Annotated in this window: 17 protein-coding genes, 2 pseudogenes and 1 riboswitch; of the genes and pseudogenes, 12 read left to right on the top strand and 7 right to left on the bottom strand. The window is 73.4% G+C overall.

The genetic code is table 11. The features are described from left to right. The 5 genes and pseudogenes from C1I99_RS13755 to C1I99_RS13735 form a co-directional block, all read left to right on the top strand. Positions 1-425 (top strand): annotated as a pseudogene (locus C1I99_RS13755) (hypothetical protein); the annotation flags it as partial. 266 nt (positions 426-691) lie between these two features. Continuing rightward, positions 692-832: riboswitch (cyclic di-AMP (ydaO/yuaA leader) on the top strand. Between the two features lie 245 nt (positions 833-1,077). Further along, the gene (locus tag C1I99_RS13750) at positions 1,078-1,911 is read left to right on the top strand and encodes a C39 family peptidase (protein ID WP_111134601.1); all 834 of its coding nucleotides are present in this window, start codon (positions 1,078-1,080) and stop codon (positions 1,909-1,911) included. A 176-nt stretch (positions 1,912-2,087) separates the two neighbouring features. After that, a complete protein-coding gene (locus tag C1I99_RS13745; protein WP_111134600.1) occupies positions 2,088-2,822 on the top strand; it encodes an alpha/beta fold hydrolase in 735 nt (244 codons plus the stop codon). Positions 2,823-3,057: 235 nt separating this feature from the next. Continuing rightward, positions 3,058-4,170: a DegT/DnrJ/EryC1/StrS family aminotransferase gene (locus C1I99_RS13740; protein WP_111134599.1), complete on the top strand. Its 1,113-nt coding sequence runs from the start codon at positions 3,058-3,060 to the stop codon at positions 4,168-4,170. After that, positions 4,167-5,156: pseudogene (locus tag C1I99_RS13735) on the top strand (Gfo/Idh/MocA family protein); the annotation flags it as partial. The gene C1I99_RS13740 and the pseudogene C1I99_RS13735, both read left to right, overlap by 4 nt. 59 nt (positions 5,157-5,215) lie before the next feature. Here the strand turns inward: C1I99_RS13735 and wecB are convergent. Then, on the bottom strand, positions 5,216-6,304 hold the full coding sequence (gene wecB, locus C1I99_RS13730; protein ID WP_111134597.1) for a non-hydrolyzing UDP-N-acetylglucosamine 2-epimerase: 1,089 nt from the start codon (positions 6,302-6,304) through the stop codon (positions 5,216-5,218). A gap of 278 nt (positions 6,305-6,582) precedes the next feature. On the opposite strand from wecB, the gene C1I99_RS13725 reads away from it, so the two are divergent. Then, entirely contained in the window at positions 6,583-7,866 is a 1,284-nt protein-coding gene (locus tag C1I99_RS13725; protein WP_111134596.1) for a nucleotide sugar dehydrogenase, read from the top strand. Positions 7,867-7,925: 59 nt separating this feature from the next. On the opposite strand, the gene C1I99_RS13720 is transcribed toward C1I99_RS13725, so the two are convergent. The 5 genes from C1I99_RS13720 to C1I99_RS13700 form a co-directional block, all read right to left on the bottom strand. After that, positions 7,926-8,477, bottom strand: coding sequence for an acyltransferase (locus C1I99_RS13720; protein ID WP_111134595.1), 552 nt, complete (start codon positions 8,475-8,477; stop codon positions 7,926-7,928). 254 nt (positions 8,478-8,731) lie between these two features. Then, positions 8,732-10,456, bottom strand: a complete 1,725-nt coding sequence (locus C1I99_RS13715) for a CDP-glycerol glycerophosphotransferase family protein (protein WP_111134594.1) — start codon at positions 10,454-10,456, stop codon at positions 8,732-8,734. 34 nt (positions 10,457-10,490) lie between these two features. Next, on the bottom strand, positions 10,491-11,996 hold the full coding sequence (locus C1I99_RS13710; RefSeq protein WP_111134593.1) for a bifunctional cytidylyltransferase/SDR family oxidoreductase: 1,506 nt from the start codon (positions 11,994-11,996) through the stop codon (positions 10,491-10,493). Between the two features lie 144 nt (positions 11,997-12,140). Next, on the bottom strand, positions 12,141-12,959 hold the full coding sequence (locus C1I99_RS13705; protein ID WP_111134592.1) for an ABC transporter ATP-binding protein: 819 nt from the start codon (positions 12,957-12,959) through the stop codon (positions 12,141-12,143). Beyond that, a complete protein-coding gene (locus tag C1I99_RS13700; RefSeq protein WP_111134591.1) occupies positions 12,952-13,848 on the bottom strand; it encodes an ABC transporter permease in 897 nt (298 codons plus the stop codon). The genes C1I99_RS13705 and C1I99_RS13700 overlap by 8 nt, the downstream gene beginning before the upstream one ends. Before the next feature lie 206 nt (positions 13,849-14,054). On the opposite strand from C1I99_RS13700, the gene C1I99_RS13695 reads away from it, so the two are divergent. From C1I99_RS13695 to C1I99_RS13685, 3 genes are all read left to right on the top strand, one after another. Continuing rightward, the gene (locus tag C1I99_RS13695; RefSeq protein WP_111134603.1) at positions 14,055-14,654 is read left to right on the top strand and encodes a TetR/AcrR family transcriptional regulator; all 600 of its coding nucleotides are present in this window, start codon (positions 14,055-14,057) and stop codon (positions 14,652-14,654) included. A gap of 144 nt (positions 14,655-14,798) precedes the next feature. Next, on the top strand, positions 14,799-16,919 hold the full coding sequence (locus tag C1I99_RS13690; RefSeq protein ID WP_111134590.1) for a DUF6077 domain-containing protein: 2,121 nt from the start codon (positions 14,799-14,801) through the stop codon (positions 16,917-16,919). A gap of 376 nt (positions 16,920-17,295) precedes the next feature. Next, on the top strand, positions 17,296-19,053 hold the full coding sequence (locus C1I99_RS13685) for a CDP-glycerol glycerophosphotransferase family protein (protein ID WP_199562111.1): 1,758 nt from the start codon (positions 17,296-17,298) through the stop codon (positions 19,051-19,053). A gap of 121 nt (positions 19,054-19,174) precedes the next feature. Here C1I99_RS13685 and C1I99_RS13680 read toward each other — a convergent pair whose 3' ends face one another. Continuing rightward, complete coding sequence (locus tag C1I99_RS13680) at positions 19,175-19,513, bottom strand: DUF952 domain-containing protein (RefSeq protein WP_111134588.1); 339 nt, start codon at positions 19,511-19,513, stop codon at positions 19,175-19,177. Between the two features lie 114 nt (positions 19,514-19,627). Between C1I99_RS13680 and C1I99_RS13675 the strand changes: the two genes are divergently transcribed. The 3 genes from C1I99_RS13675 to C1I99_RS13665 form a co-directional block, all read left to right on the top strand. Then, entirely contained in the window at positions 19,628-19,939 is a 312-nt protein-coding gene (locus C1I99_RS13675) for a hypothetical protein (protein ID WP_111134587.1), read from the top strand. Between the two features lie 89 nt (positions 19,940-20,028). After that, positions 20,029-20,685: a response regulator transcription factor gene (locus tag C1I99_RS13670; protein WP_111134586.1), complete on the top strand. Its 657-nt coding sequence runs from the start codon at positions 20,029-20,031 to the stop codon at positions 20,683-20,685. Between the two features lie 9 nt (positions 20,686-20,694). Then, a partial coding sequence (locus C1I99_RS13665) for a sensor histidine kinase (RefSeq protein WP_111134602.1) occupies positions 20,695-22,067 on the top strand: 1,373 nt, incomplete at its 3' end.

The following is a 22,067-nucleotide window of genomic DNA, read 5'->3' as shown; positions in this document are numbered from 1 at the left end:
CCCCGCGCACCCCCCGCACGCCCGCCGAGTACGCCGCCCGCGAGAGCTGGCTGCACCGCGCCGCGATGGCGGCCCACTGGCGGGGTGACCTGTCGGCCCGCCAACTCGGTGACGTGTTCGGTCGCCGGGCCGGTTGGGACCCCCGGCGGCACCCGGTGGAGCAGGAGATCGCACTCGCCCGGGCGGTACGCGACGGGAAGCTGGCCGGCTACCGGGCCGCCGCCGAGCGGGAGCGGGCGGCGTGGCGGGACGCCGAGGTGGCCGCCGCGGCGGCGGCCACCCTCTCGGCCGAGGCGTACACGGCGGCGGCCCGGCTGCGGCCGGGCCGCCTCCCCGCCGCGCGGGCGGCCGGTGCCGCGCACCGCCCGGTGCCCGCCGCGCGCTGGCGTCCCGCCGGGCCCGGCCGACCCGCCGAAGTTGGGTGACCCCGGTCACACCGTTGCGAAACCGGTCATCGGGGGCACTGCGGCCGATTCCCGCCGGCAATTCGCGGCGATGCCTGCCGCTTGTCCCGTTGTCGCCGAAACGCGACGCCGGAACTGCTCATCCCATTGAGTCACGTCAGCGCCGAAATGCCCGCAAAAAGAGTGCTGCGATCAAGGTTTAGGCAGCTCGGGGCGGGTTGGCAGGAGGAGAACCGACCAGTAGTGTCGGCCCGTCCGGTGCGGTACCCGATCGCAAAAGGCGACGCCGCGCCGACCCGCCTAATCGTCAATTACGAGCCGGGGACCCAGTGCACATGTGGGGTGAATCCGCGAGCCACGGCACGCGGTAGGGCGATCTTCCCGCCCGAATCCGTCAGCTAACCCGGTCGGCGGTGCCGGAAGGAGTTTGCCACCTCGTGCAGCACGAACCCGCCCCTCGGTTCTTCCGCCGCCTCCACGGCATCGCGGTGACCGCGCTCGCCCGCCCCGTACCCGCGAGCTGATCGACCGGTCACCGTCCCTCGCCCGGCCGCGCCGGGCGCAGCCCCTCAGCGGTTCACCACCCGCCGGACCCCGTCCGCGCGGTGGTCCGCCCTGTCTCCCGACGGGCCCCGGTGCGCCGCTTCGCCCCTCGAGTCCGTGGAGGAACCCCGTGAAGCACCAGCTCAAGCGACAGCTCCGTCGACTGACCTCCGAGCGCCGGTACCAGGTGGCCGCCGCGTCGGCCGCGGCGCTCGTGCTGGCGTCCACCGCCAGCGCCCTGGCCGCCGCGCCCGACGACGCCCCCGCCTCGGCGCAGACCCCGGCCGCCGTGGCCGAACTGCGCGCCGACACCGCCGCCTCGCGCAGCCAGGCCCGGATCGCGACGCCCCCGTCCAGCGCCGCCCCGGCCACCTCCAGCGCGGCGGCCTCGGCCGCCGCCACCACCACCGCGCCCGACCCGGACCTGACCCGCAAGCCCGAGCCGCCCAAGCCGCCGGCGTCGAAGGTCCTGGACTACGACTACGAGGCCCAGACCACCTACTACAACTGCGGCCCGGCGGCCGTCCGGAACGCGCTGAGCGCTGCCGGCATCGCCCGCACCCAGGACGCGCTGGGCGCCCAGCTGGGCACCGACGAGATGGGCACCGACTCCGCCGAGGACACCACCCGGGTGCTGAACGCGACGGTGAAGGGCTCCCCCTACCGCACCCGGATGATCCCGGGCGGCGCCGCCACCCCGGGCCAGATGGACCAGCTCCAGGCCGACGTCGTCAAGGCGATCACCGACGGGCGGGGTGTCGTGGTCAACGTGGCCGGCAGCGCCACCGACACCGCCGGCGGCTGGCACTCCTTCCCCGGCGGCCACTACATCGCGGTGGTGGGCTACCAGGACGAGGGGCGGTTGGTGAAGATCGCCGACTCGGCCAACCCGGCGACCGCGTCGTACTGGATGACCACCATCGACCTGGCGAACTGGGCCGCCACCCGCGGCTACTCCGCCTGACCGGACCCGGCGGGCGCCGGCCTCGGACGGGGCCGGCGCCCGCCGCGTTCCATACCACCTGCGGCGAGCCGCCCCCGCCGTGGGCACCGCGACCTGCCGCAATCCCGCCGGAGCGGCCGGGCCAGGCAGACCTGCCGCACATCCCGAACGGCGACGACCCGTGGCACACTGCGCCCATGGTCGATGAATCGGGCGGCCGCCCCGTCCTGCTGCTGCTGCACGGCATGGGGGCGACCGGGGACATCTGGCTGCCGTGGGCGCCGCTGCTGGAACGTCGCTGGGCCGGGCGCTGGCTGGCGCCGGATCTCGCCGGTCACGGCTGGTCGCCGCCGCTGCCGGAGTACTCCTTCGCCGGGCTGGCCGCCCGGGTCGCCGACGGTCTCGGGTCGGGGGACCGGCTCGTCGTGCTGGGACACTCCCTCGGCGGCGTGGTCGGGCTGGCGCTGGCGGCCCGCGCCGCCGGGCTGCCGGTCGACGCCGTGGTCGGCCTGGGCATCAAGGTGGTCTGGTCGCCGGCCGAGCTGACGAAGGCGGGGGAACTGGCCGCCCGCCCGGTCGCCTGGTTCGCCAGCCGCGACGAGGCGGCCCGCCGCTACCTACGGGTGGCCGGCCTGTCCGGCCTGTTGGCCCCGGACCACCCGGTGGTCAACGCCGGGTTGCGGCAGGCCGGCGGCCGGTGGCGGCTGGCGATGGATCCGGCCGCGTTCGGGGTGGGCGAGCCCGACCTGCGGGCACTGCTGGCGGCGAGCGACGTGCCCGTCGTGCTGGCCCGCGGCGAGCACGACCCGATGGTCACCGACGCCCAGCTCGAGGAGCTCGGGGTGCCGGTCGTCACGCTGCCCGGCGTGGGTCACAACGCCCACGTCGAGGACCCGGAGGCCGTCCTGGCCCTGCTGGACGCGTACCGCTGAGCCGCGGCCCTCCGGTTTCGGGTGGAGATCAGGGTGAATTGCCGCCGCATCCGTAGTCCTCGGGATAACATGCCGGTACGTCCCGGAGTGCGCCGGGTGTCTTGTTTGTCCGGGTGATCCTCTCGCGCCGACCCCACGCGATCACCTGTTACCCACCACCCCTCCTGTCCATATCTGAACGACGTAGCGCCGCGTCCGGTCCGGGCGTGGTCGCTGTTCGACAGGAGGAAGCCCCATGGCCGGGCTGACCACAGAATTGATTCCACCGGCGAAGCCGGTCATCGGTGAGGCCGAGATCGAGGCGGCGGTGCGGGTGCTGCGCAGTGGCCGCGTCGTGCAGGGGCCGGAGGTCGCCGCGTTCGAGGAGGAGTTCGGCGAGCTGGTTGCGGGCCGGCACTGCGTCGCGGTGAACTCGGGCACCTCTGCCCTCCAGCTGACCCTGATGGCTCTCGGGTTCGGCCCGGGCGACGAGGTCATTGTCCCGTCGTTCTCCTTCGCCGCCAGCGCCAACGCGGTCCGGCTCGTGGGCGCCCGACCGGTCTTCGCCGACATCGAACCGGGCAGCTTCTGCCTGGACCCGGCGGCGGCCGCCGCGGCCGTCACCCACCGCACGGTCGCGATCATGCCGGTGCACCTCTACGGGCACCCCGCCGCCATGGACCGGATCATGGCGGTCGCCGAACGGCACGGGCTCGCCGTAATCGAGGACGCCGCCCAGGCGCACGGGGCAACCCTGTCCGGACGGCCGGTCGGCGCGTTCGGCACGGCGGGCTGCTTCAGTTTCTATCCCACGAAGAACATGCACTCCCTGGAGGGCGGCATGGTCAGCGCCGCCGACGGCGGGCTGGCCCGCACCCTGCGGCTACTGCGCAACCAGGGCATGGAGCAGCGGTACGCCAACGAGATCGTCGGCGCCAACATGCGGATGACCGACGTGGCCGCGGCGATCGGTCGGGTGCAGCTGCGCCAGCTGCCGGAGTGGACGGAGCAGCGGCGGGTTAACGCCAAGCTGCTCGACTCCCGGATCACCGGCATGGTCACCCCGCCGGTCGCCGACGCCGCCCGGCACGTCTACCACCAGTACACGGTACGGGTGCCGGGCGGTCACCGCGACGCGGCCCGGCGACGCCTCACCGAGCTGGGCATCGGCAACGCCGTCTACTACCCCACGCCGATCCACCGCCTCCGGCCCTACCTCGCCGAGGACGGCGGACCGGGCCCGTGGGACCTGCCGGAGACTGACCGGGCCGCCGCCGAGGTGATCTCGTTGCCGGTGCACCCGTCCCTGTCCGAACAGGATCTGGAGCGGATCGCCGAGGGCGCCGACCTCGCCGGTGGTGCCCGATGACGCGGCGCAAGCTGCGCGCGGGCCTGATCGGCCTCGGCGCAATGGGCCGCAACCACGCCCGGGTCCTCTCCGGACTCGACGGGGTGGAGCTGGTCGGCGTCGTCGACCCGGCGGGCGATCCGGCCCGCGCGCTCCGGGTGCCGGTCGTGCCCGACCTGGACGGTCTGCTGACGCTCGGCGTCGACTACGCCGTGGTCGCCTGCCCGACGGCGCTGCACGAGCAGGTCGGTCTGGCGCTGGCCGCCAGCGGGGTGCCCGCGCTCATCGAGAAGCCGCTCGCCCAGTCCGTGGCCGCCGCGGGCCGACTCGTCGAGGCGTTCGAGGCCGCCGGTCTGGTGGCCGGTGTCGGCCACATCGAGCGGTACAACCCGGCCCTGCAGAGCCTGCGCCTCCGGTTGGAGGCCGGTGAGCTGGGCGAGGTGTTCCAGGTCGTCACCCGGCGGCAGGGGCCGTTCCCGCACCGGATCGCCGACGTGGGCGTGGTGATGGACCTGGCAACCCACGACATCGACCTGACTAGCTGGGTCGTCGGCCGGGAGTACCGGACGGTGTCAGCGTGGACCGTCTCGCGCAGCGGCCGGGTGCATGAGGACATGGTCGCCGCGGTCGGCCAGCTCGCCGGCGGCGCGATTGTCAACCACCTGGTCAACTGGCTGAGCCCGCTGAAGGAACGGTCGACGGTGATCACGGGGGAGCGGGGCTGCTTCGTCGCCGACACCCTCACCGCCGACCTGACCTTCTACGCGAACGGGGCGATCGACACGGAGTGGGAGGCGCTGCGCGCGTTCCGGGGCGTCGCCGAGGGCGACATGGTGCGGTACGCGATCCCGAAGCGCGAGCCGCTGCTGGTGGAGCACGAGCGGTTCCGCGACGCGGTCGACGGCAAGGAGAGCGACATCGTCACCCTGCGGCAGGGACTGCGTACTGTGCAGGTCGCCGCCGCGCTGCTCCGCTCGGCGGCCGAGGGCGGGACGGTGGAGATCGGCAACGCCGCACCCGAGCGGTCCGAGTCCGTTTCCGCCTGGACCGACCGGGCGGGCGCGGATCAGCCGAGCCGCTCCGCCAGGATCCGCAGCACGCGCTCGGCGGCTCGGCCATCGCCGTAGGGGGTGCCCCGTTCGCCCCGCGGCGTCGGCCGGGCGGCCGTCTCGATCCACCCCCGCCGACCCAGCGCGTCGGGATCCGGGACGAGCCGGTTCCAGTCGCCGTCGAGCGTCTCCACCCACTCCGTCTCCGGGCGCAGCGTGGTGCAGGCGCGGCCGAGCAGGAACGCTTCCTTCTGGAGCCCGCCGGAGTCGGTGACCACCCCGGTCGAGCCGAGCACCGCGGCCACCAGGCCCGCGTAGCCGAGGGGTCGGCCGGCGCGCACCGCACCCTGGTCGAGTTTCAGGCCGTGCTCCTCGGCGCGGGCCACCAGCCGCGGGTGGGCCAGCAGCGCCACCGGCACCGGCAGGTCGGCGAGCGCGGCCAGCAGCGCCGACAGCCGGTCGGGGTCGTCGGTGTTGTCCGGTCGGTGCAGGGTGGCCAGCAGGTACGGCTCGTCGTGCTCAATGCCGGCCGGCAGCGCCGGCCGGGGGTGTTCGCCGGCCAGCACCGCGTCGCGGATCCGCAGGCACACGTCCACCATCACATCACCGCTTAGCACCGCCCGGTCGGCCAGCCCTTCGTTCCCGAGGTGCCGCAGCGCCCCCTCGGTAGGGGCGAGCAGCAGGTCGGCCGCGTGGTCGGTGAGCACCCGGTTGTGCTCCTCCGGCATTCGGCGGTTGAAGGAGCGAAGTCCCGCCTCGAGATGGGCCACCGGTAGGTGCTGCTTGACCGCGGAGAGGGCGCCGGCGAGTGTGGAGTTGGTGTCCCCGTAGACCAGCACCCAGTCGGGCCGGCGCTCCGCCAGGACGGGATCGATCGCGGCGAGCACCCCGCCGGTCTGCGCTCCGTGGCTACCCGACCCGATGCCGAGGTGCACGTCGGGGGCGGGAATGCCGAGACCGCTGAAGAAGATGTCGGACAGGTTGGCGTCGTAGTGCTGTCCGGTGTGCACGATCACGTGCTCGTGCCGGGTACCGGCGAAGGCGTGGGCGATCGCAGCCAGCTTGACCAGCTGCGGGCGGGCTCCTACAACGCTGATGACCTTCACTGGGACGACTCCTCGGCAACTGGCGACACGGGCGGTGGGGCGACCCGGCACGCGTCACGTGATGCGACGGCTCTGCGGGCGCCGGCTTCGGCCTTTGACGATAAGGCCTGGTGTCGGCGGTGGACCGGTGAACCGGGCGCGTCCGCCATGTCGGAATTGGGAAGTTCCGCCGGCCGTACCAACCGCCGGGCTTACTCGTTATCGCCGTAGCACCCTGTGCCGCCGGGTCGGTCGGCTCCGTCCGGCGACCCGCTCCCCATGACGAGGAAAGAAGAGCCATGAACATCTGTGTCGTCGCCCTCGGGAAGATCGGACTGCCGCTCGCCGTGCAGTTCGCGACGAGTGGGCACCGGGTGATTGGGGCCGACGTCTCCGAGCGGGTCGTCGGACTGGTGAACGACGGAGCGGTCCCGTTTCCCGGTGAGACCGACCTGGACGTCCGGCTCAAGGAGGTGGTGGCGGCCGGCATGCTGTCGGCGACCACCGACACCGTGGCGGCCGTTGCGGCGTCCGAGGCGGTGGTCGTGGTCGTGCCGCTCTTCGTCGACGACCAGGGGCTGCCGGACTTCGGCTGGATGGACGACGCCACCCGGGCCGTCGCGGCCGGGCTCCGGCGAGGGACGCTGGTCAGCTACGAGACGACGCTGCCGGTGGGCACCACCCGGCACCGCTTCGCCCCGATGCTCGAGAACGGCAGCGGACTGACGGTGGGCAAGGACTTCTCCCTGGTGTTCAGTCCCGAGCGGGTGCTCACCGGCCGGGTCTTCGCCGACCTGCGCCGCTACCCCAAGCTGGTCGGCGGCGTCGACTGGGCGTCGGCCGCGCGCGGCGTGGCGTTCTACGAGGCGGTGCTCCAGTTCGACCGGCGGCCCGACCTGTCCCGGGCCAACGGGGTGTGGGACCTCGGCTCGGCCGAGGCGGCGGAGCTGGCGAAGCTGGCCGAGACCACCTACCGGGACGTTAACATCGCGCTCGCCAACCAGTTCGCCCGTTTCGCCGCCACCGTCGGGGTCGACGTCACCACCGTGATCGAGGCCTGCAACACCCAGCCGTACAGCCACATCCATCAGCCCGGCATCGCGGTCGGCGGGCACTGCATCCCGGTCTACCCCCGGATGTACCTGTGGAACGACCCGGCCGCGACCGTGGTCGGCGCGGCCCGGGAGGCGAACGCGCAGATGCCGCAGTACGCCGTCGACCTGCTCGCCACCGCGTACGGCGACCTGACCGGCGTGGAGGTGCTGGTCCTCGGCGCCGCCTATCGGGGCGGGGTGAAGGAGACCGCCTTCTCCGGCGTCTTCCCGACCGTCGACGCGCTGCGTGCCCGGGGCGCGAGGCCGTACGTGTCCGACCCGATGTACACGGCCGCCGAGCTGACCGCGCTAGGGCTGCCGGCGTACGCCGGCGAGGCCGTCACCGCCGCGGTGATCCAGGCCGACCACCCGGAGTACCGGTCGCTGGCCCCCGCCGACCTGCCGTCGGTACGGGTGCTGGTCGACGGACGCCGCGTCACCGATCCCGCGCACTGGGCCGGCATCCGCCGGCTGGTCATCGGCGGCTGACCGGCCCGGCCCGATCCAGACCGCCGGCCCAGAGCCATCGGGCCGAGTCCTGGCCCGGGTCAGCCCTGGTCCAGCCCGGCGGGGCGGGTCTGCGGGTCGCGGGAGACCACCTCGCCCTTGACGTTCACCCAGCCCCGCGGGCGGGCCGGGTTCCCGGCGACGAGCTGGTACGGCAGCACGTCTCTGGTCACCACCGAACCGGCCGCGATCATCGCGTACGCACCCACCTCGATCCCGCACACCAGGGTGGCGTTGGCGCCGATCGAGGCGCCCCGGCGGACCAGGGTTGGCGTGATCGTCCAGCCCGGGCTCTGTGCGCGGGGGCGGAGGTCGTTGGTGAAGACCACGCACGGGCCGACGAAGACCTCGTCCTCCAGGGTGACGCCGTGGTAGACGGAGACGTTGTTCTGGATCTTGACCTGGTCGCCGACCGTCACCCCGGCGTCGACGTACACATTGCGGCCGATGACGCAGCCGGCGCCGACCCGGGCGGAGGACCGGATGTGCGCCAGGTGCCAGATCTTCGTGCCGTCCCCGACGCGGGCGCCGTCCTCGACGTCGGCCGTGGGGTGCACTAAGACCGGGCAGAGCGCGTTGCTGGTGTCAGGCATGTCAACTCTCAGGACTCGGGGCGCCTTCGGTGAGCCGCGCCGGCGTACCCGGAACGGCCGTCGCCGGCGGACCGGGGCCGCCAGTGCCCGACCCGGGCGCGCGGGCGGGTAGCGGGACTCGGCGTAGAATACGCCCCGCTTGCCCGATATTGCCGTCACCGCGCCGTCCTGGCTCGGGCACCCTCGGTGGCGCCGCAATCGGCGGCAAATGCGTCGTGCCCCGCCACGCTTCGGCGAGGCGACGCGACGGCAGGTCAAACGGTGGGGGAGAGCGGGGCGGCGGGCTCCGGCTCGACCGGCAGCCCGGTCCCCGTCCGGGGTGCCGGCGGCCCGCTGGCCCGGTCGAGTTCCCGCTGGGCGGCGACCAGGAACGCCTCCGCGTACGACTCGGCGGGGAAGTCGCCCAGGTAGCGCCGTCGGGTGGCCCACCGGTCCCAGGCCAGCGGGTCGGTGTCGAGCAGCCGGGTCAGCACGTCGTCCAGGTTGGACATGTCCCGGCGCAGCACGTAGCCAGAGCCGGCCAGCGGGAACCGCTCGGCGAACCGGTCGCCCTCGTCGCCCATGTCGGTCACCGCGTACGGCTTGCCGGAGTAGAGGTAGTCGGAGACCACCCCGGACACGTCGGAGATCAGCGCGTCCGAGCGGTTCACGCAGTCGGTCAGGGTCAGCTCGCGGCTCGCCGCCGCGCCGAAGACGTGCGGTCGGCCACTACGGGCCCGGTCGGCGGCCAGCAGCTCGGTGAGCCGGCCCAGCTGCCGGGCCGACGCCGGGTTCTGCGCGGTGTACGGGTGCGCCCGCAGGATCACCGTCGCCCCCCGGTCCAGCAGCCGACGCAGCAGCGTCTCGGCGACCGGCAGTGAGCAGTAGTTGGCGTCGGCGTGGTGCCCGGTCCAGGTCGGGGTGTAGAGCACGGTCGGGTTCGGCAGGCCGCGCACCGGCTCCGCGCGGACCTCGACCGACTCGACCTGCGGGCGGCCGACCACGACGAACTTCTCCGCGGGGATCTCCACCCCGGCGCGGGCGTACCGCTCGATGGCGGCCTGGCCGGCCACGAAGATGCGGTCGAAGATCGCCGACACCGGGTTGGCGCTGGGCGCCTTGTCACTGTCACCGTGGTGCAGCTGCACGTGGGTCAGCTGGGTGAAGCGGACGCAGTGGCTGTTCTTCGCCCCGTGGTTGACGTAGAACGCCACCCGCAGGCTCGGCACCAGCGCCTCGTCCATCGCGGTGAGGGTGGGGCAGTAGACCACCGGCGCGGTGGTCGCCGCCGCCACCGTGGCGAGGAACTCCGGCTCGCGCAGCATGACCAGGAACGGGCGGCCGATCCGCTCCAGGTACGGCAGCCACATGGTGACCTGGTACTCGGAGCCGGGCGGGGCGGAGAAGTAGAGCAGGAACTCGGGCTGGTGCCGGCGCAGCGCCCGGGCCACCGCCGAACCACCAGCCGACGGCCGGAACCGTCGCCGGGCGAGGTCGAGCGCCACCGCCCCGGCCCCGGCGCCGACCAGCAGACCCGCCGCGAGGGCGAAGCCCGCCGGCAGTGGCACCGCCGCGGCCAGCGCCACCACGGCGAGCAGCCCCAGCAGAGCGGTGCCGAGGTGCGCGGCGACCAGCGGGGTCCACGCGCGCACCGGCAGGTTGGCGGCGCGCAGCTCCAGGTTCCCGGCGTCGCGTAGCGGCCCGACGAGCAGCACCAGCCCGAGCAGGACCAGCGCGGTGGCGGCCAGCGCGGGGTCGAACCCGGCGTCGAGCCGGCGGGCGTACCCGACCAGGATCCCCGCCGTGATCAGCGCGGTCTCGGCCACGCTGTCGGCCCCCGGTCGGACCCGCCGTTCCCAGGCGGCCGCGGCGAGGGCCGCCACCGCCAGCGCGAGCCCCCAGCCGGTCGCGCCGGTCAACGCGACGACGAGGAACGCCAGCCCGGCCAGGCCGGTGGTCAGGCCCCGGGCGATCAGCTTCCGGACCAGGTCACCACGCATGTCGGCTCCGCCTCCCGCCGTCGCTCGGGCCGCCTCAGCGGGCGCTGGCCGCGCCGGCCGACGCGCGGTCGGCCTGGGCCGGCACCGCCGGGGCGGGCGCCTCGCCGGGTGCGCGGCGCACGTCGATGACCTGCCCGGTCAGGTCCGAGATCAGCACGTCCAGCGAGGCCTGGGCGACGGTCTCGGCGGCGAGCAGGGTGTGCTCCGGCTCCTCGCCGAACGCCTTGGTGCGCATCGGGGTCGCGGTCCGCTCCGGGTTGATGCAGTTGACCCGTACGCCGAATTCGGCCCACTCGTCGGCGAGCGCCTGGGTGAGGTTGACCAGGGCGGCCTTCGTGGAGGAGTAGAGCGCGTACTGGGCCCGGCCCCGGGTGTAGGAGCTGGAGGTGTAGAGCAGCAGCTGACCCTTGGTCTGCTGGAGGTAGGGCAGGGACTGCCGGGCGGCGATCACCGGCCCGACGAAGTTGACCTGGAGCACCCGGTCCACGGTCGCCTCGTCCATCTCGGTGAGTGCGCCCTTCTCCAGGATGCCGGCGGTGACCACCACGTGGTCGATCCGGCCGGTCGCCTCGAAGGCGGTCTTCAGCGCCGCCTCGACGTCCTCGGCCCGCTCGACATGGGTGCCGGTGCTGGAGCGGCTGAACGGGAAGACCTGGGCGCCGTAGCGGCGGGCCAGCTCGGTGAGATCGTGGCCGATGCCGTAGCTGCCGCCGAAGACCACGATCGTGCGGCCGGTCAGCTCCTCGGTGTAGCTACGGTGGTCGGTCAGCCGGGGCGCCTGCGCGGCGGCGAGCTGGAACAGCTTGTCCGCCAGGTGCACGTCCACCGGGTGGGTGACCTTGATGTTCTCGTCCGAGCCGTCGATCACCTTGATCGGGGTGCCGGGCAGGTAGCGCAGCACCACGCCGCAGTCGTCGGTGGCGGCGAAGTCCGGATCGCCCTCGGCGCGCCGGTACGCCTCCCGGATGGTGCCGGAGCGGAACGCCTGCGGGGTCTGCCCGCGGCGCAGCGTGGCGCGGACCGGAATGTCGGTGATGCAGTCCTTCTCGTCGACCTGGATGATCGTGTCCGCCGAGGGGATGGCCACGTCGACCGCCGAGTACGTCCAGAGCGCGTTCACGCACTCCCGGACGATCCTGCCGCTCACGAGGGGCCGTACCGCGTCGTGGAAGAGGATGTTGCAGTCGCCCTCGCCGACCGCGTCCAACGCGATCCGGGTGGTCGCGTTGCGGGTGTCGCCGCCCTCGATCACCTTGGTGACCTTGCGGAACCCGGCCTTGTCGACGATCCGCTGGGCGTCGGCGATGTGTCCGGCGGCCATCAGCACGATGATCTCGTCGATCTCCGGGGCGGCCTCGAAGACCGCCAGGGTGTGCTCGATGATCGGCTTACCGGCGATCTTCAGCAGCTGCTTCGGGATGCCGAGACCGAGCCGGGTCCCGGTGCCGCCGGCCAGCACCACCGCCACCGTCCGCGAGGGCCGCCACGGCACCGGAATCTCCGGTGCGGCGTCCGGGCCAGTGGTGTGGTCCTGCGTCATTGCCGATCCTCGCTCTCGGGAGTGGGTGAACAGAAGGTTCCGCCCGTGCGGCGACCGGATGAACCTTAACGCGCCGACCGCGGCGTCCCAATGGGACGCCGCGGTCGCCCGGCACCCGATCGATGCCGTGCGTTCGCCGGGACTCTACTTGCCGTTCGCGAACGCCTCGTACGCCCGCAGCACCTCGTCGGTCGCACCGTCCATCCGCAGGACGCCCGATTCCAGCCAGATTGTCCGTTCACAGGTGTCCCGGATCGAGGAGAGCTGGTGGCTGACCAGGAACACGGTGCCGGCGCTCTCCCGTAGTTCCCGGACCCGCTGCTCGCTGCGCTTGCGGAAGCCCTTGTCGCCGGTGGCGAGCGCCTCGTCGATGAGCAGCACGTCGTGCTTCTTCGCCGCGGCGATCGAGAAGCGCAGCCGGGCCGCCATGCCGGAGGAGTAGGTGCGCATCGGCAGCGAGGCGAAGTCGCCCCGCTGGTTGATCCCGGAGAACTCGATGATCTCTGGGATCTGCCGCTGCACCTCCTCCGGGGACATGCCCATGGCCAGGCAGCCGAGGGTGACGTTGCGCTCACCGGAGAGGTCGTTGAGCAGGGCCGCGTTCACCCCGAGCAGCGAGGGCTGCCCCTGGGTGTAGACCGCGCCGCGGTTGACCGGCAGCAGGCCGGCGATCGCCCGCAGCAGGGTGGACTTGCCGGAGCCGTTGCTGCCGATCAGCCCGATCGCCTCGCCCCGGTACGCGGTGAAGCTGACCCCCTTGACCGCGTGGACCTCGCGGATGTTCGGCGCCGAGGTGCGGGTGACCATCCGCCGGAGCGCGGCGACCGGGCTGCTGCCCCCGGCCGCGCCCTTGTGCACCCGGTAGATCACGTGGGCGTCGTCCACCACCACGGTGGGGATCCGCTCCCGCACCCGCGGCAGCGCCACCGTCACGTCGGTGGAGGACTCGAACTGCTCAACCACGGCCGTACTCCTGTTCGCCGCGCCAGAAGTAGATGAAACCGCCCAGCCCCATCACGACCGCCCAGGCCACGCCGGCCAGCCAGAGCTGGAACAGGGAGGAGCTGAGCAACGGCGACTGCTCCAGCAGCGCGACCCGGGCCAGCTCGATGTAGACCAGCATCGGGTTGAACTCGACCAGCTTGGAGGCCCAGCCGGGCAGCCGCTCCTCGAACAGCGCCACGCTGTAGAGCACCCCGGAGCCGTACATCCAGGTGCGCAGCACGAAGGGCATGACCTGCTTGAGGTCGGCGACCTTCGCGCCCATCCGGGCCACCGCCATGGTGAGCCCCGCGTTGAAGACCGCCTGGAGCAGCACCGCCGGCACGATCAGCAGCCACGCCATGGTGATCGGCTCGCCGGTGACCAGCACGATGGCGATCAGCACCACCATCGACCCGAGCAGCTGCTGGAACTGGGTGAGCGTGGCGGCCAGCGGCAGGCAGGCGCGGGGGAAGTGCAGCGCCCGGATCAGGCCCAGGTTGCCGGTGATCGACTGGGTGCCGTTCTGCACCGCGCTCTGGGTGAAGTTGAAGATGAACAGCCCGGTGGTGAGGTACGCGATGAAGTTCGGGACGCGGTTCTGGTCGAGCACCACGCCGAAGATCAGGTAGTACACGGCGGCGTTGGTCAGCGGGGTGAGTACCTGCCACAGCTGCCCGAGGCGGGCGTTGCTGAACGAGGCGACCAGCTTCGCGTTGGCGTACGCGGCGGTGAAGTGCCGGTAGTGCCAGAGTCGCCGGCTGTACTCCGCCAGCGAGGGGCGTTCGCCGGCGACCCGGAGCCCGTACCGGGCGGCAAGCTGCGCCTGGGTGAGGCCGGAGTCGGGGTCGGCCAGCGCCGTGTCGGCCATGGGAAGGGCGCTCCGATCTTTCGTGACGACGGGGATACGCGCGACGATGGAATCTAGCGTGGAGCGCCGCCTCGTCGCTGCGTGGACAGTAGTCCGAAACACGTCGGGACGCAACCGTAGCGTCGTTGCGCTACATTGTTCCCCGTGACAGCCGAGACGAGTCCCAGGTGACGACCGGGAAGAGGCGGGCGCCGGCCGGCGCGGCCGTGCTCCGTGACGACATCACCACGGCCATCCGCCGCGCACTGATGCAGGAGCTCGCCGCGGTCGGCTACGGCCGGCTCTCCATCGAGGCGGTGGCCCGCCGGGCCGGGGTGAGCAAGACCGCGATCTACCGGCGGTGGAGCTCGAAGCTGGAGCTGGTGCTCGAGGTTGTCGCCGCGGCCGCCACAAGCAAGCTGCCGGCGCTGGACACCGGCACCCTGCGGGGCGACCTGACGCTGCTCTTCCAGGTGGTCGCGCATGCGCTGCGGCATCCGCTGGCCTCGCAGATCATCCCGGACCTGCTCGCCGAGGCGGCCCGCAACCCGACCATCGACCAGACCCTCCAGCAGGTGCTGCGGGCCCGCCAGCAGGAGATCGGCGGCCGGCTGATCAGCCGGGCCGTGCGCCGCGGTGAGCTGCCCGCCGACACCGACCCGGACGCGGCGGTCGACCTGATCGTCGGCCCGCTCTACTGGCGGCTCGCCATCGCCCGTACCCCGCTGACCCCCGGCTACCTGGGCACGTTGGTCGAGGCCGTGGCGGTCGGGCTCGGTGCCAAGAGCACGCTGCCGCGCCAGCGGGAGGCCCCGGTCTCCGGCTGACCGGCGACCCGCCGCACGGTGGGGGACCGAGCCTCGTGTCCGATTCCGCTAGGCTGGCCACCGCCGATTCGGCATCCGTTGGGGTGCTGGTCACCGCACGGACTACATCTCCACCCTCGAACGCTCCGACGACAAGGACGCCCCGTGCCCAACGTCGACTATGTTGCCGTCGCGCCACCGCGCCCCGCCGCGGCCGACGCCACGACCGACCGCCCCCGGCCGACTCGGCCGGCCCGCCTGCGGTCCCTGATCGCCGTGGCGCCCGCCGTCCTGACCGACGCCGGTGTGCTGGCCTTCGCGCTCTGGACGGTGCTCTACCACGCGGCGTTCCTGTTCGGCCTGGCCCCGTCGATGACCTTCACCATCTGGCTGGTCGGCGGTGTACTGCTCGGCGGGCTGGCGCTAGTGCTGCGCCTCCGGCGCCGCGGCGCCGCCCCGCCGGCCGCCGCCGACCCCGGCGCGCCGGCGGATGCCAACGTCGGCGAGCCCGCCGCCGGGGCGGGCGGGCTCGCGTACCCCCGGCGCTGGCTGGCGGTGGTGCTGGCCGCTGCCACCGTCGCGGCGGTGACCGCCGGCCTGGCCGGGGTGCCGACCGGCGACGGCCTCTCCTGGTGGGTCCCGGCGACGGCCGGCGCGGTCGCCGCGGTCGGCGGCATGCTGCTGATCCGCCGGATGTGGTCGGCCACGCCGCCCGCCTCGGCGCCCGCGCCGGTGCCGACCGCCCTCCAGTCGGGGTACGCGCTGGTGGTCTCCGTGCTGGTCGGCATCTCGTCGTTCTACATCGCCCGCAACACCCCGGACGACGTCTACTACGTCGGCAAGTCGGTCTGGGTCGCCGAACGCGACATCGTTCCGCTCAACGACTTCCTGTTCACCGAGAACGCCGCACCGGCGATGGGCTCGCAGCCGCCGACCCCGTCGGTCGAGGTCTTCGCCGGGGCGCTGGGCCGTGTCCTGGGTATCCACGGCGCGTCCGCGACCTGGTACGTACTGCTGCCGATCTTCGCCGTGATCGCGATCCTCGCGTTGTGGCGGCTGACCCACCGCTGGGCCCCGCGCCGGCCGGTGCTCGCGTTCACGGTGGCCGTCGCCTTCCTCTACCTGGTGGCCGGTGGCGACGCCGCGCTCGGCACGTTCCACCTGCCCCGCCTCTACGAGGGCAAGGGCATGTTCGTCTCGGCGGCCATCCCGCTGATGTGGCTCTACCTGACCAACTGGTTCGACAGCCGCTCCCGATGGGGTCTGCTGCTGATCGCCGCACTCTCGGTGGCGGCCACCGGTCTCACCACCACCTCCGCCATCATCTTGCCGATGCTGGTCGGCGCCGCCGCGTTCGCCATGCTGCTGGTGGGGCGCTGGAAGGAGGCCCTGCTGGCCGGCGTCGCCGCGCTGGCCTACCCGGTCGGGTCGGTGCTGGTCTCCCAGTTGCTCGCCGGCGCCGGCTCCGCGACCGGCGCGGACGACGCCTTCTACGACGCCGAGTACACCTACCGCCGGACGCTGATGGTCGGCGTGGTCGGTGTGGTCTGCGGGCTGGCGCTCTGGTGTGGCCCACTGCTGGCCCGCCGCCGCACTCCCGCGCTGCTCGCGGCCGGCGGCACCCTGGCGCTGAGCGTGCTGCTGGTCCCCGGCGTGCTGGAGGTGCTCAGCGCGGCCAGCGGCATCTCGGTGGTGCTGTGGCGGGTGCCCTGGCTGCTCGCCCTGCCGACGCTGGTCGGGCTGCTCTGCACGGTCGACGTGCCCTCGCCTGTGGCGGCCCTGCGCCGGGTGGCGGGAGTCGCGGTCGCGGCGGCAATGGCCGCCTCGTTCGCACTCTTCGCCACTCCGATGTGGTCCCCGCAGAGCTGGGTGCAGGTGCACGATCGGCCAACCTGGAAGCTGCCCCAGCAGCGGCAGGGCATCGCGTTCTGGATCAAGGAGCAGGACCGCCCGGACGGGCTGCTCCTCGCGCCCTCGGTCATCATGCGCACCTCGCTGATCGTGACCAGCCGGGTCCGGGTGGTGCTGCCCCGCGACTTCTACCTCGTCGAGTACGACCTGAACTCGCAGTTCGCCAAGGACCGGCTGCTGCTGGCCAAGTTCGCCGACGGCGCGATCCAGCCCTCCCGGGCCGAGGTGGCTGCGGCGATAGATCGGGTCGGGGTGGGCACGATCTGCGTCTACGACGGTAACCGGTATGCCCGGGACATGGCCCCGGAGCTGGGCTTCGAGCAGTTCGCCCAGCGCCCCGCCCCGGGCGCGGTGACCTGCTTCCGGCGCGGCTGAATCGGTATGCCGCCCGGCCCTCGCGCCGCCGGACCGCACCGGGCCGGACGGCGGACCAGCGGGCCGGGCGGGTTTGCCCGAAAGATGTATCGATACCCGAGCGACGCCCCGGCGTCCCTTCGCGTTAAGGTCGCAGTCACGCACCGGCGGCCGGTGCCGGGGAGGTCGGCCGCCATCGCCGTGACAGACTGCACCGCGGGAGCTCGGGCATGGGACGTGACCTGCGCGAAGGCCGATGGCACCGGACGGCGAGCCGGGCCGCCCTGGTCACGCCGGACAACCGGCCGGCCCCTGGGTGCGTCCGTCACGCGCGTCGGGTGATGACGTCGACGACCACGGGCCTAGCCCGTCACCAATCTTTAGGGGAGCGTACTCGTTGTTCGGCACGTTGACAGGACGGATCGGAGTTGCCGCTCGCGGCGCGTTGCTGGTGCTGGCGTACCTGGTCACGCTCGCCGCGGGTGCCCTGGGCTGGGTCGGCGTGTTCGCCGTCGCCGGGCTCGCCGCGGTGATCGGTGAGTTCGCCCTCACCCGCTGGTCGCCCCCATCCGAGCTTCTGCTGGAGAAGGTCGGGCTGACCCGCGGCTACCGGCAGTTGACCCGGGATCTCGGGGCCGTGCTGCTGCTGGTCGCGGAGGTGGCGCTGACCGGCACGCAGCTCAGCCTGGTGCTCCTGCTGCCGGCGGCGGTCTGGGTGATCTCGGTCTTCGCCGGGGCGTTCGCCACGATGATCGACCGGCGCAGCCCGCTCTCGGCGCTGGTCCGCAACATCGACCTGGGGCCGCTGCGGTCCGCCCCCCGCCTGCCGCGGTGGGCCGCCGCCGTCGCCGGCGACCGGATGCCGCTGGTGAACGTGCTGCTCGTCGCGGGCGCGGTCGCCGCAGCGGTGCAGGACGACGTCACCCCGTTCCTGGTCGCCGGCGCGGCGGCCCTGACGGTGTCCGTGGTGGTCGGCGGGATCGTCGCCCTGACCTGGCTGCGTGGTCGCGGCAGCGAACCGAGCCCACTGCTGCCCGCGGTGCAGCGCTGGCTGGACAGCAACCGCCCGGAGGTGACGCTCTACTTCGCCGGGCCGGCCAAGGACGTCTACCAGGCCAACATGTGGCTCGCCCCGACCGAGGCGCTCGACCGGCGTGCCGTGGTGCTGATGCGCAGCAAGGAGGCGTTCCTCGAGCTCGCCGACACCCGGCTGCCGGTGATCTGCGTACCGGCCGGGGTGGACTTCATGAACCTCGAACTGGGCAGCGTCCGGGTGGCGCTGTACGCCGCCAACGTCGGTGCGAACATCCACATGCTGCGTGAGCCCGGCATGAAGCACGTCTTCGTCGGGCACGGCGACAGCGACAAGGCGGCCAGCGTCAACCCCTACAGCAAGGTGTACGACGAGGTCTGGGTCGCTGGCCTCGCCGGCCGCGAGCGCTACGCCCGCGCCGGGGTGGGGGTGCTCGACTCGGACATCGTCGAGATCGGGCGCCCGCAGCTCGCCGGGGTGCACACGTTCGGCTCCGAGTCGGTCGACCGGCCGTTCACCGTCCTCTACGCGCCGACCTGGGAGGGCTGGCTCGACGACGACCCGTACCACACGTCGCTGGTGCTGATGGGCGAGCCCATCGTCGCCGGCGTGCTGGCCGCGCGGCCCGCGGTCCGGCTCATCTACAAGCCGCACCCGCTGACCGGCTCCCGGTCCAAGCAGGCCAAGGCGGTGCACGATCGGGTGGTGGAGCTGATCCGCGTGGCGGGCGGCGACACCGACGCCACGTCGTTGGACGGCAGCCAGCACCTCGTGGTGACCGGCCGGACACCGGCGCTGTTCGACTGCTTCAACCAGACCGACCTGCTGATCAGCGACGTGTCCAGTGTGGTGTCCGACTTCGTGCAGAGCCAGCGGCCGTACGTGGTGGCCAATCCGGGCGGCCTGCCGGAGGACGAGTTCCGCCGGGAGTACCCGACGGCGCGGGCGGCGTACCTGCTCTCCCGCGACTGCGGTGAGCTGGAGAAGATCGTCGCGGTGACCCGGGCCGGGGACGACCCGATGACCGAGGCCCGCCGGGAGCTGAAGACCTACCTGCTCGGCCCGGCCGAGGCGAACCCGATGGACCGGTTCCAGGAGGAGATCGCCCGGCTCTGCCGCTGAGCGCCCACCCTCGCCCACCGGCCCGCGCCCGGGACGACCGCCTCGTCCCGGGCGCGCGGCGGTCACGGCCTTGCCGCGCCCACCGGCGGCCCGCTCCGGGCGCCGCCGCCGGGTGGCCGGGTCAGCCGAGCAGCTCGGCGACCGCGTCGGCGACCGGGGTGTCCACCGGCAGCGCCTCCGCCGCCACCACCGCGGCCACCGGCAGCGGCCCGTACAGGTGCGGGAAGAGTTGCCCGCCGCGCGACTGCTCCCAGCGCAGCGCGGCGCCGAGCCGGGCCGGGTCGACGGTCAGCAGCGTCAGCCCGGTGGCGCCGGTGAAGTGCCGCCGCGCAGTCTCCACCACCTGGTCCGCGGCGGAGAGGTGGATGAACCCGTCCTGGCGGTCCAGGGCCGAGCCGACCAGGCGACCGCCGGCCAGCGCCTCGTCCCACTCGGTGGTCGGCAGCAGCTTGTAGAGCACACCGGGAGCCTACCCGCGGCCCGTCGCCGGTCCCGTCCGGTTTCGCCGGTACCGACCCGCTGCCGCCCCGCCGCCCGGCATGCTCGGACAGAGCAGGTCGCGGAGGGATGGGCGATGGAGAGCTACGACGAGGACTGGACCGACAGCCAGCGGGCGCTGTACGACGAGTGCTACCGGGCCGGCGGCGAGTGGGCCGACGACCCGGACACCCCGTCCGAGGACGTGCAGCACGTGATCAACCTCGGCGAGGCCGACGACGACACCCTCCTGGACGCCGAGATCGACTACCCGCCCCTGGTCGACGCGGTCGCCCAAGCCACCGGGGAGAACGTCACCAGCGTGCCGGCCAGCCACGACGACCCCGGCTTCCGGGGCTTTGTCGACGGGGCCCGGGACGCCACCGCGGACGAGGTCTTCGGCCTCTGACCAAGCGACCACCCGGGACCGGCCCTCCCGCCCCGGGCGGGCTTCTGCCACCATTCGGGGTCGACAGACCGACGAAAGGGGGGCCCGGGGTGCGCATCCTGCTGGTCGAGGACGACCGTCGGGTCGCCGCCGCGCTCTCCTCCGCGCTGACCCGGCGCGGATACGAGGTGGAACACGCCGCGACCGTCGCCGCCGCGCTCTCCGCCGCCCCCTGCGACCTGGTGCTGCTCGACCTGACACTGCCCGACGGCGACGGCACCGACCTCTGCCGCGAGCTGCGCCGGCGCAGCGCCCAGCTCGGCATCATCGCGGTGACCGCCCGGGGGGAGGAGCGGGACCGGGTGCTCGGGCTGCGCCTCGGCGCGGACGACTACGTGGTCAAGCCGTTCTCGATGGTGGAGTTGCAGGCCCGGATCGAGGCGGTGCTGCGCCGGGCGGCGCACACCGTGCCGGAGCGCAACCTGATCGAGGTGGGGCCCGTCCGCATCGACGTGGCGGCCCGGACGGTGGCCGTCGACGGCCGGCCGGTCGCGCTCACCCGCAAGGAGTTCGACGTCCTGCTCTCCCTGGCCCGCCAGCCCGGGGTGGCGGTGCCGCGCGACCGGATCCTGCTCGACGCGTGGGGCACCACGTGGACCGACCGGCACACCGTCGAGGTGCACGTCGGCTCGCTGCGCGGCAAGCTGGGCGACCCGCGCCTGGTGGAGACCGTCCGCGGGGTCGGCTACCGGCTGCGCGGCGAGTGAGGGGGCGCGGTGCGACGTCGCCTGGTGATCAGTTACCTGCTGCTGATGGTGCTGGTGCTGGTCGCGCTGGAGACCCCGCTGGCCGCCACCCTGGCCACCCGGGAGACCGACCGGGTGCGCGCCGACCGGCTCGCTGACGCCACCCGGTTCGCCTCGCTGGCCGGGCCGGCGCTGCGCGGCGGCACACCAGGCCCGCTCGACAACGAGCTGACCAGCTACGACGAGCTGTACGGGATCGGTGCGGCGGTGGTCGACCGGGACCGCCGGACGGTGGTGTCGTCGGCGAGCTGGCAGCCGGCGCCGGGCATCCGTGCGGCGCTGGACACCGCGCTCTCCGGGCAGCAGGCCAGCGGTCCGGAGTCGGTCTGGCCGTGGGTGGACGGCCCGATCGTGGTGGCGGTGCCGATCAACGACGGCGGTGAGGTGCTCGGGGCGGTGGTCATCGCCACCCCGGCCGCCGCGGTTCGCCGCACCGTCACCGCCTGGTGGCTGCTGCTCACCGGGATGGGGCTGCTCGCCGTGCTGACCTGCGTGCTCACCGCGTTCGGTCTGGCCGGCTGGGTGCTGCGCCCGGTCACCGAGCTGGACGCGGTCACCCACGAGATCGCCGAGGGCGACCGGGGCGCGCGGGTGCAGCACCGGCTCGGCCCGCCGGAGCTGCGCCGGCTCGCGGCCAGCTTCAACCACATGGCCGACGCGGTGTCGGACGTCATGGACCGGCAGCGCGCGTTCGTCGCGCACGCGAGCCACCAGCTGCGCAACCCGCTGACCGCGTTGCGGCTGCGGGTGGAGGAGCTCGGGCCGAGCCTGACCGACCCGGGCGGCCGGGCCGAGCACCGGCTGGCACTGGAGGAGACCGACCGGCTGGCCCTGGTGCTGGACGCGCTGCTGACGCTGGCCCGCGCCGAGCGGCGGGAGAACCAGCGGGTCACCGTCGACGCGGCGGCCGTCGCCGCCTCCCGGGTCGCCGCGTGGCAGCCGCTGGCCCGGCACCGGTCGGTCACCCTCCGGCTCACCGCGGCCGACTCCCCGGCGTACGCCCGGACCGTGCCGACCGCCATCGACCAGGCCCTGGACGCGCTCATCGACAACGCGGTGAAGTTCAGCGGCGCGGGGGGCGAGGTGACGGTGACCGTCCGGCACCGCGACGGCGGGACCGCCCTGGAGGTCCGCGACACCGGACCGGGCATGACGGCGAGTCAGCTCGGCCAGGCCACCGAGCGGTTCTGGCGGGCGCCGGAGGTGCAGAATGTCGACGGCGCGGGGCTGGGGCTGACCATCGTCGCGGTGCTGGTCGACGCCTCGGACGGCCGGCTCACCATGCGCGCCAACGAACCCCGCGGCCTGGTCGCCGGCCTCTGGTTCCCCGCCCCCGCCGAGCC

This window comes from Micromonospora deserti (assembly GCF_003236335.1).
Classification (GTDB): domain Bacteria; phylum Actinomycetota; class Actinomycetes; order Mycobacteriales; family Micromonosporaceae; genus Micromonospora; species Micromonospora deserti.
Note: the sequence above shows the minus strand (reverse complement) of the source record. Positions and strands in the feature narration are given on the sequence as shown.

What these genes read in the sequence shown, in the direction of transcription:
- C1I99_RS13710 (WP_111134593.1), bottom strand. Translation starts at nt 11,996, where the DNA reads ATGACGCAGGACCACACCACTGGCCCGGACGCCGCACCGGAGATTCCG.
- C1I99_RS13745 (WP_111134600.1), top strand. Translation starts at nt 2,088, where the DNA reads ATGGTCGATGAATCGGGCGGCCGCCCCGTCCTGCTGCTGCTGCACGGC.
- C1I99_RS13740 (WP_111134599.1), top strand. Translation starts at nt 3,058, where the DNA reads ATGGCCGGGCTGACCACAGAATTGATTCCACCGGCGAAGCCGGTCATC.
- C1I99_RS13720 (WP_111134595.1), bottom strand. Translation starts at nt 8,477, where the DNA reads ATGCCTGACACCAGCAACGCGCTCTGCCCGGTCTTAGTGCACCCCACG.
- C1I99_RS13675 (WP_111134587.1), top strand. Translation starts at nt 19,628, where the DNA reads ATGGAGAGCTACGACGAGGACTGGACCGACAGCCAGCGGGCGCTGTAC.
- C1I99_RS13725 (WP_111134596.1), top strand. Translation starts at nt 6,583, where the DNA reads ATGAACATCTGTGTCGTCGCCCTCGGGAAGATCGGACTGCCGCTCGCC.
- C1I99_RS13715 (WP_111134594.1), bottom strand. Translation starts at nt 10,456, where the DNA reads ATGCGTGGTGACCTGGTCCGGAAGCTGATCGCCCGGGGCCTGACCACC.
- C1I99_RS13700 (WP_111134591.1), bottom strand. Translation starts at nt 13,848, where the DNA reads ATGGCCGACACGGCGCTGGCCGACCCCGACTCCGGCCTCACCCAGGCG.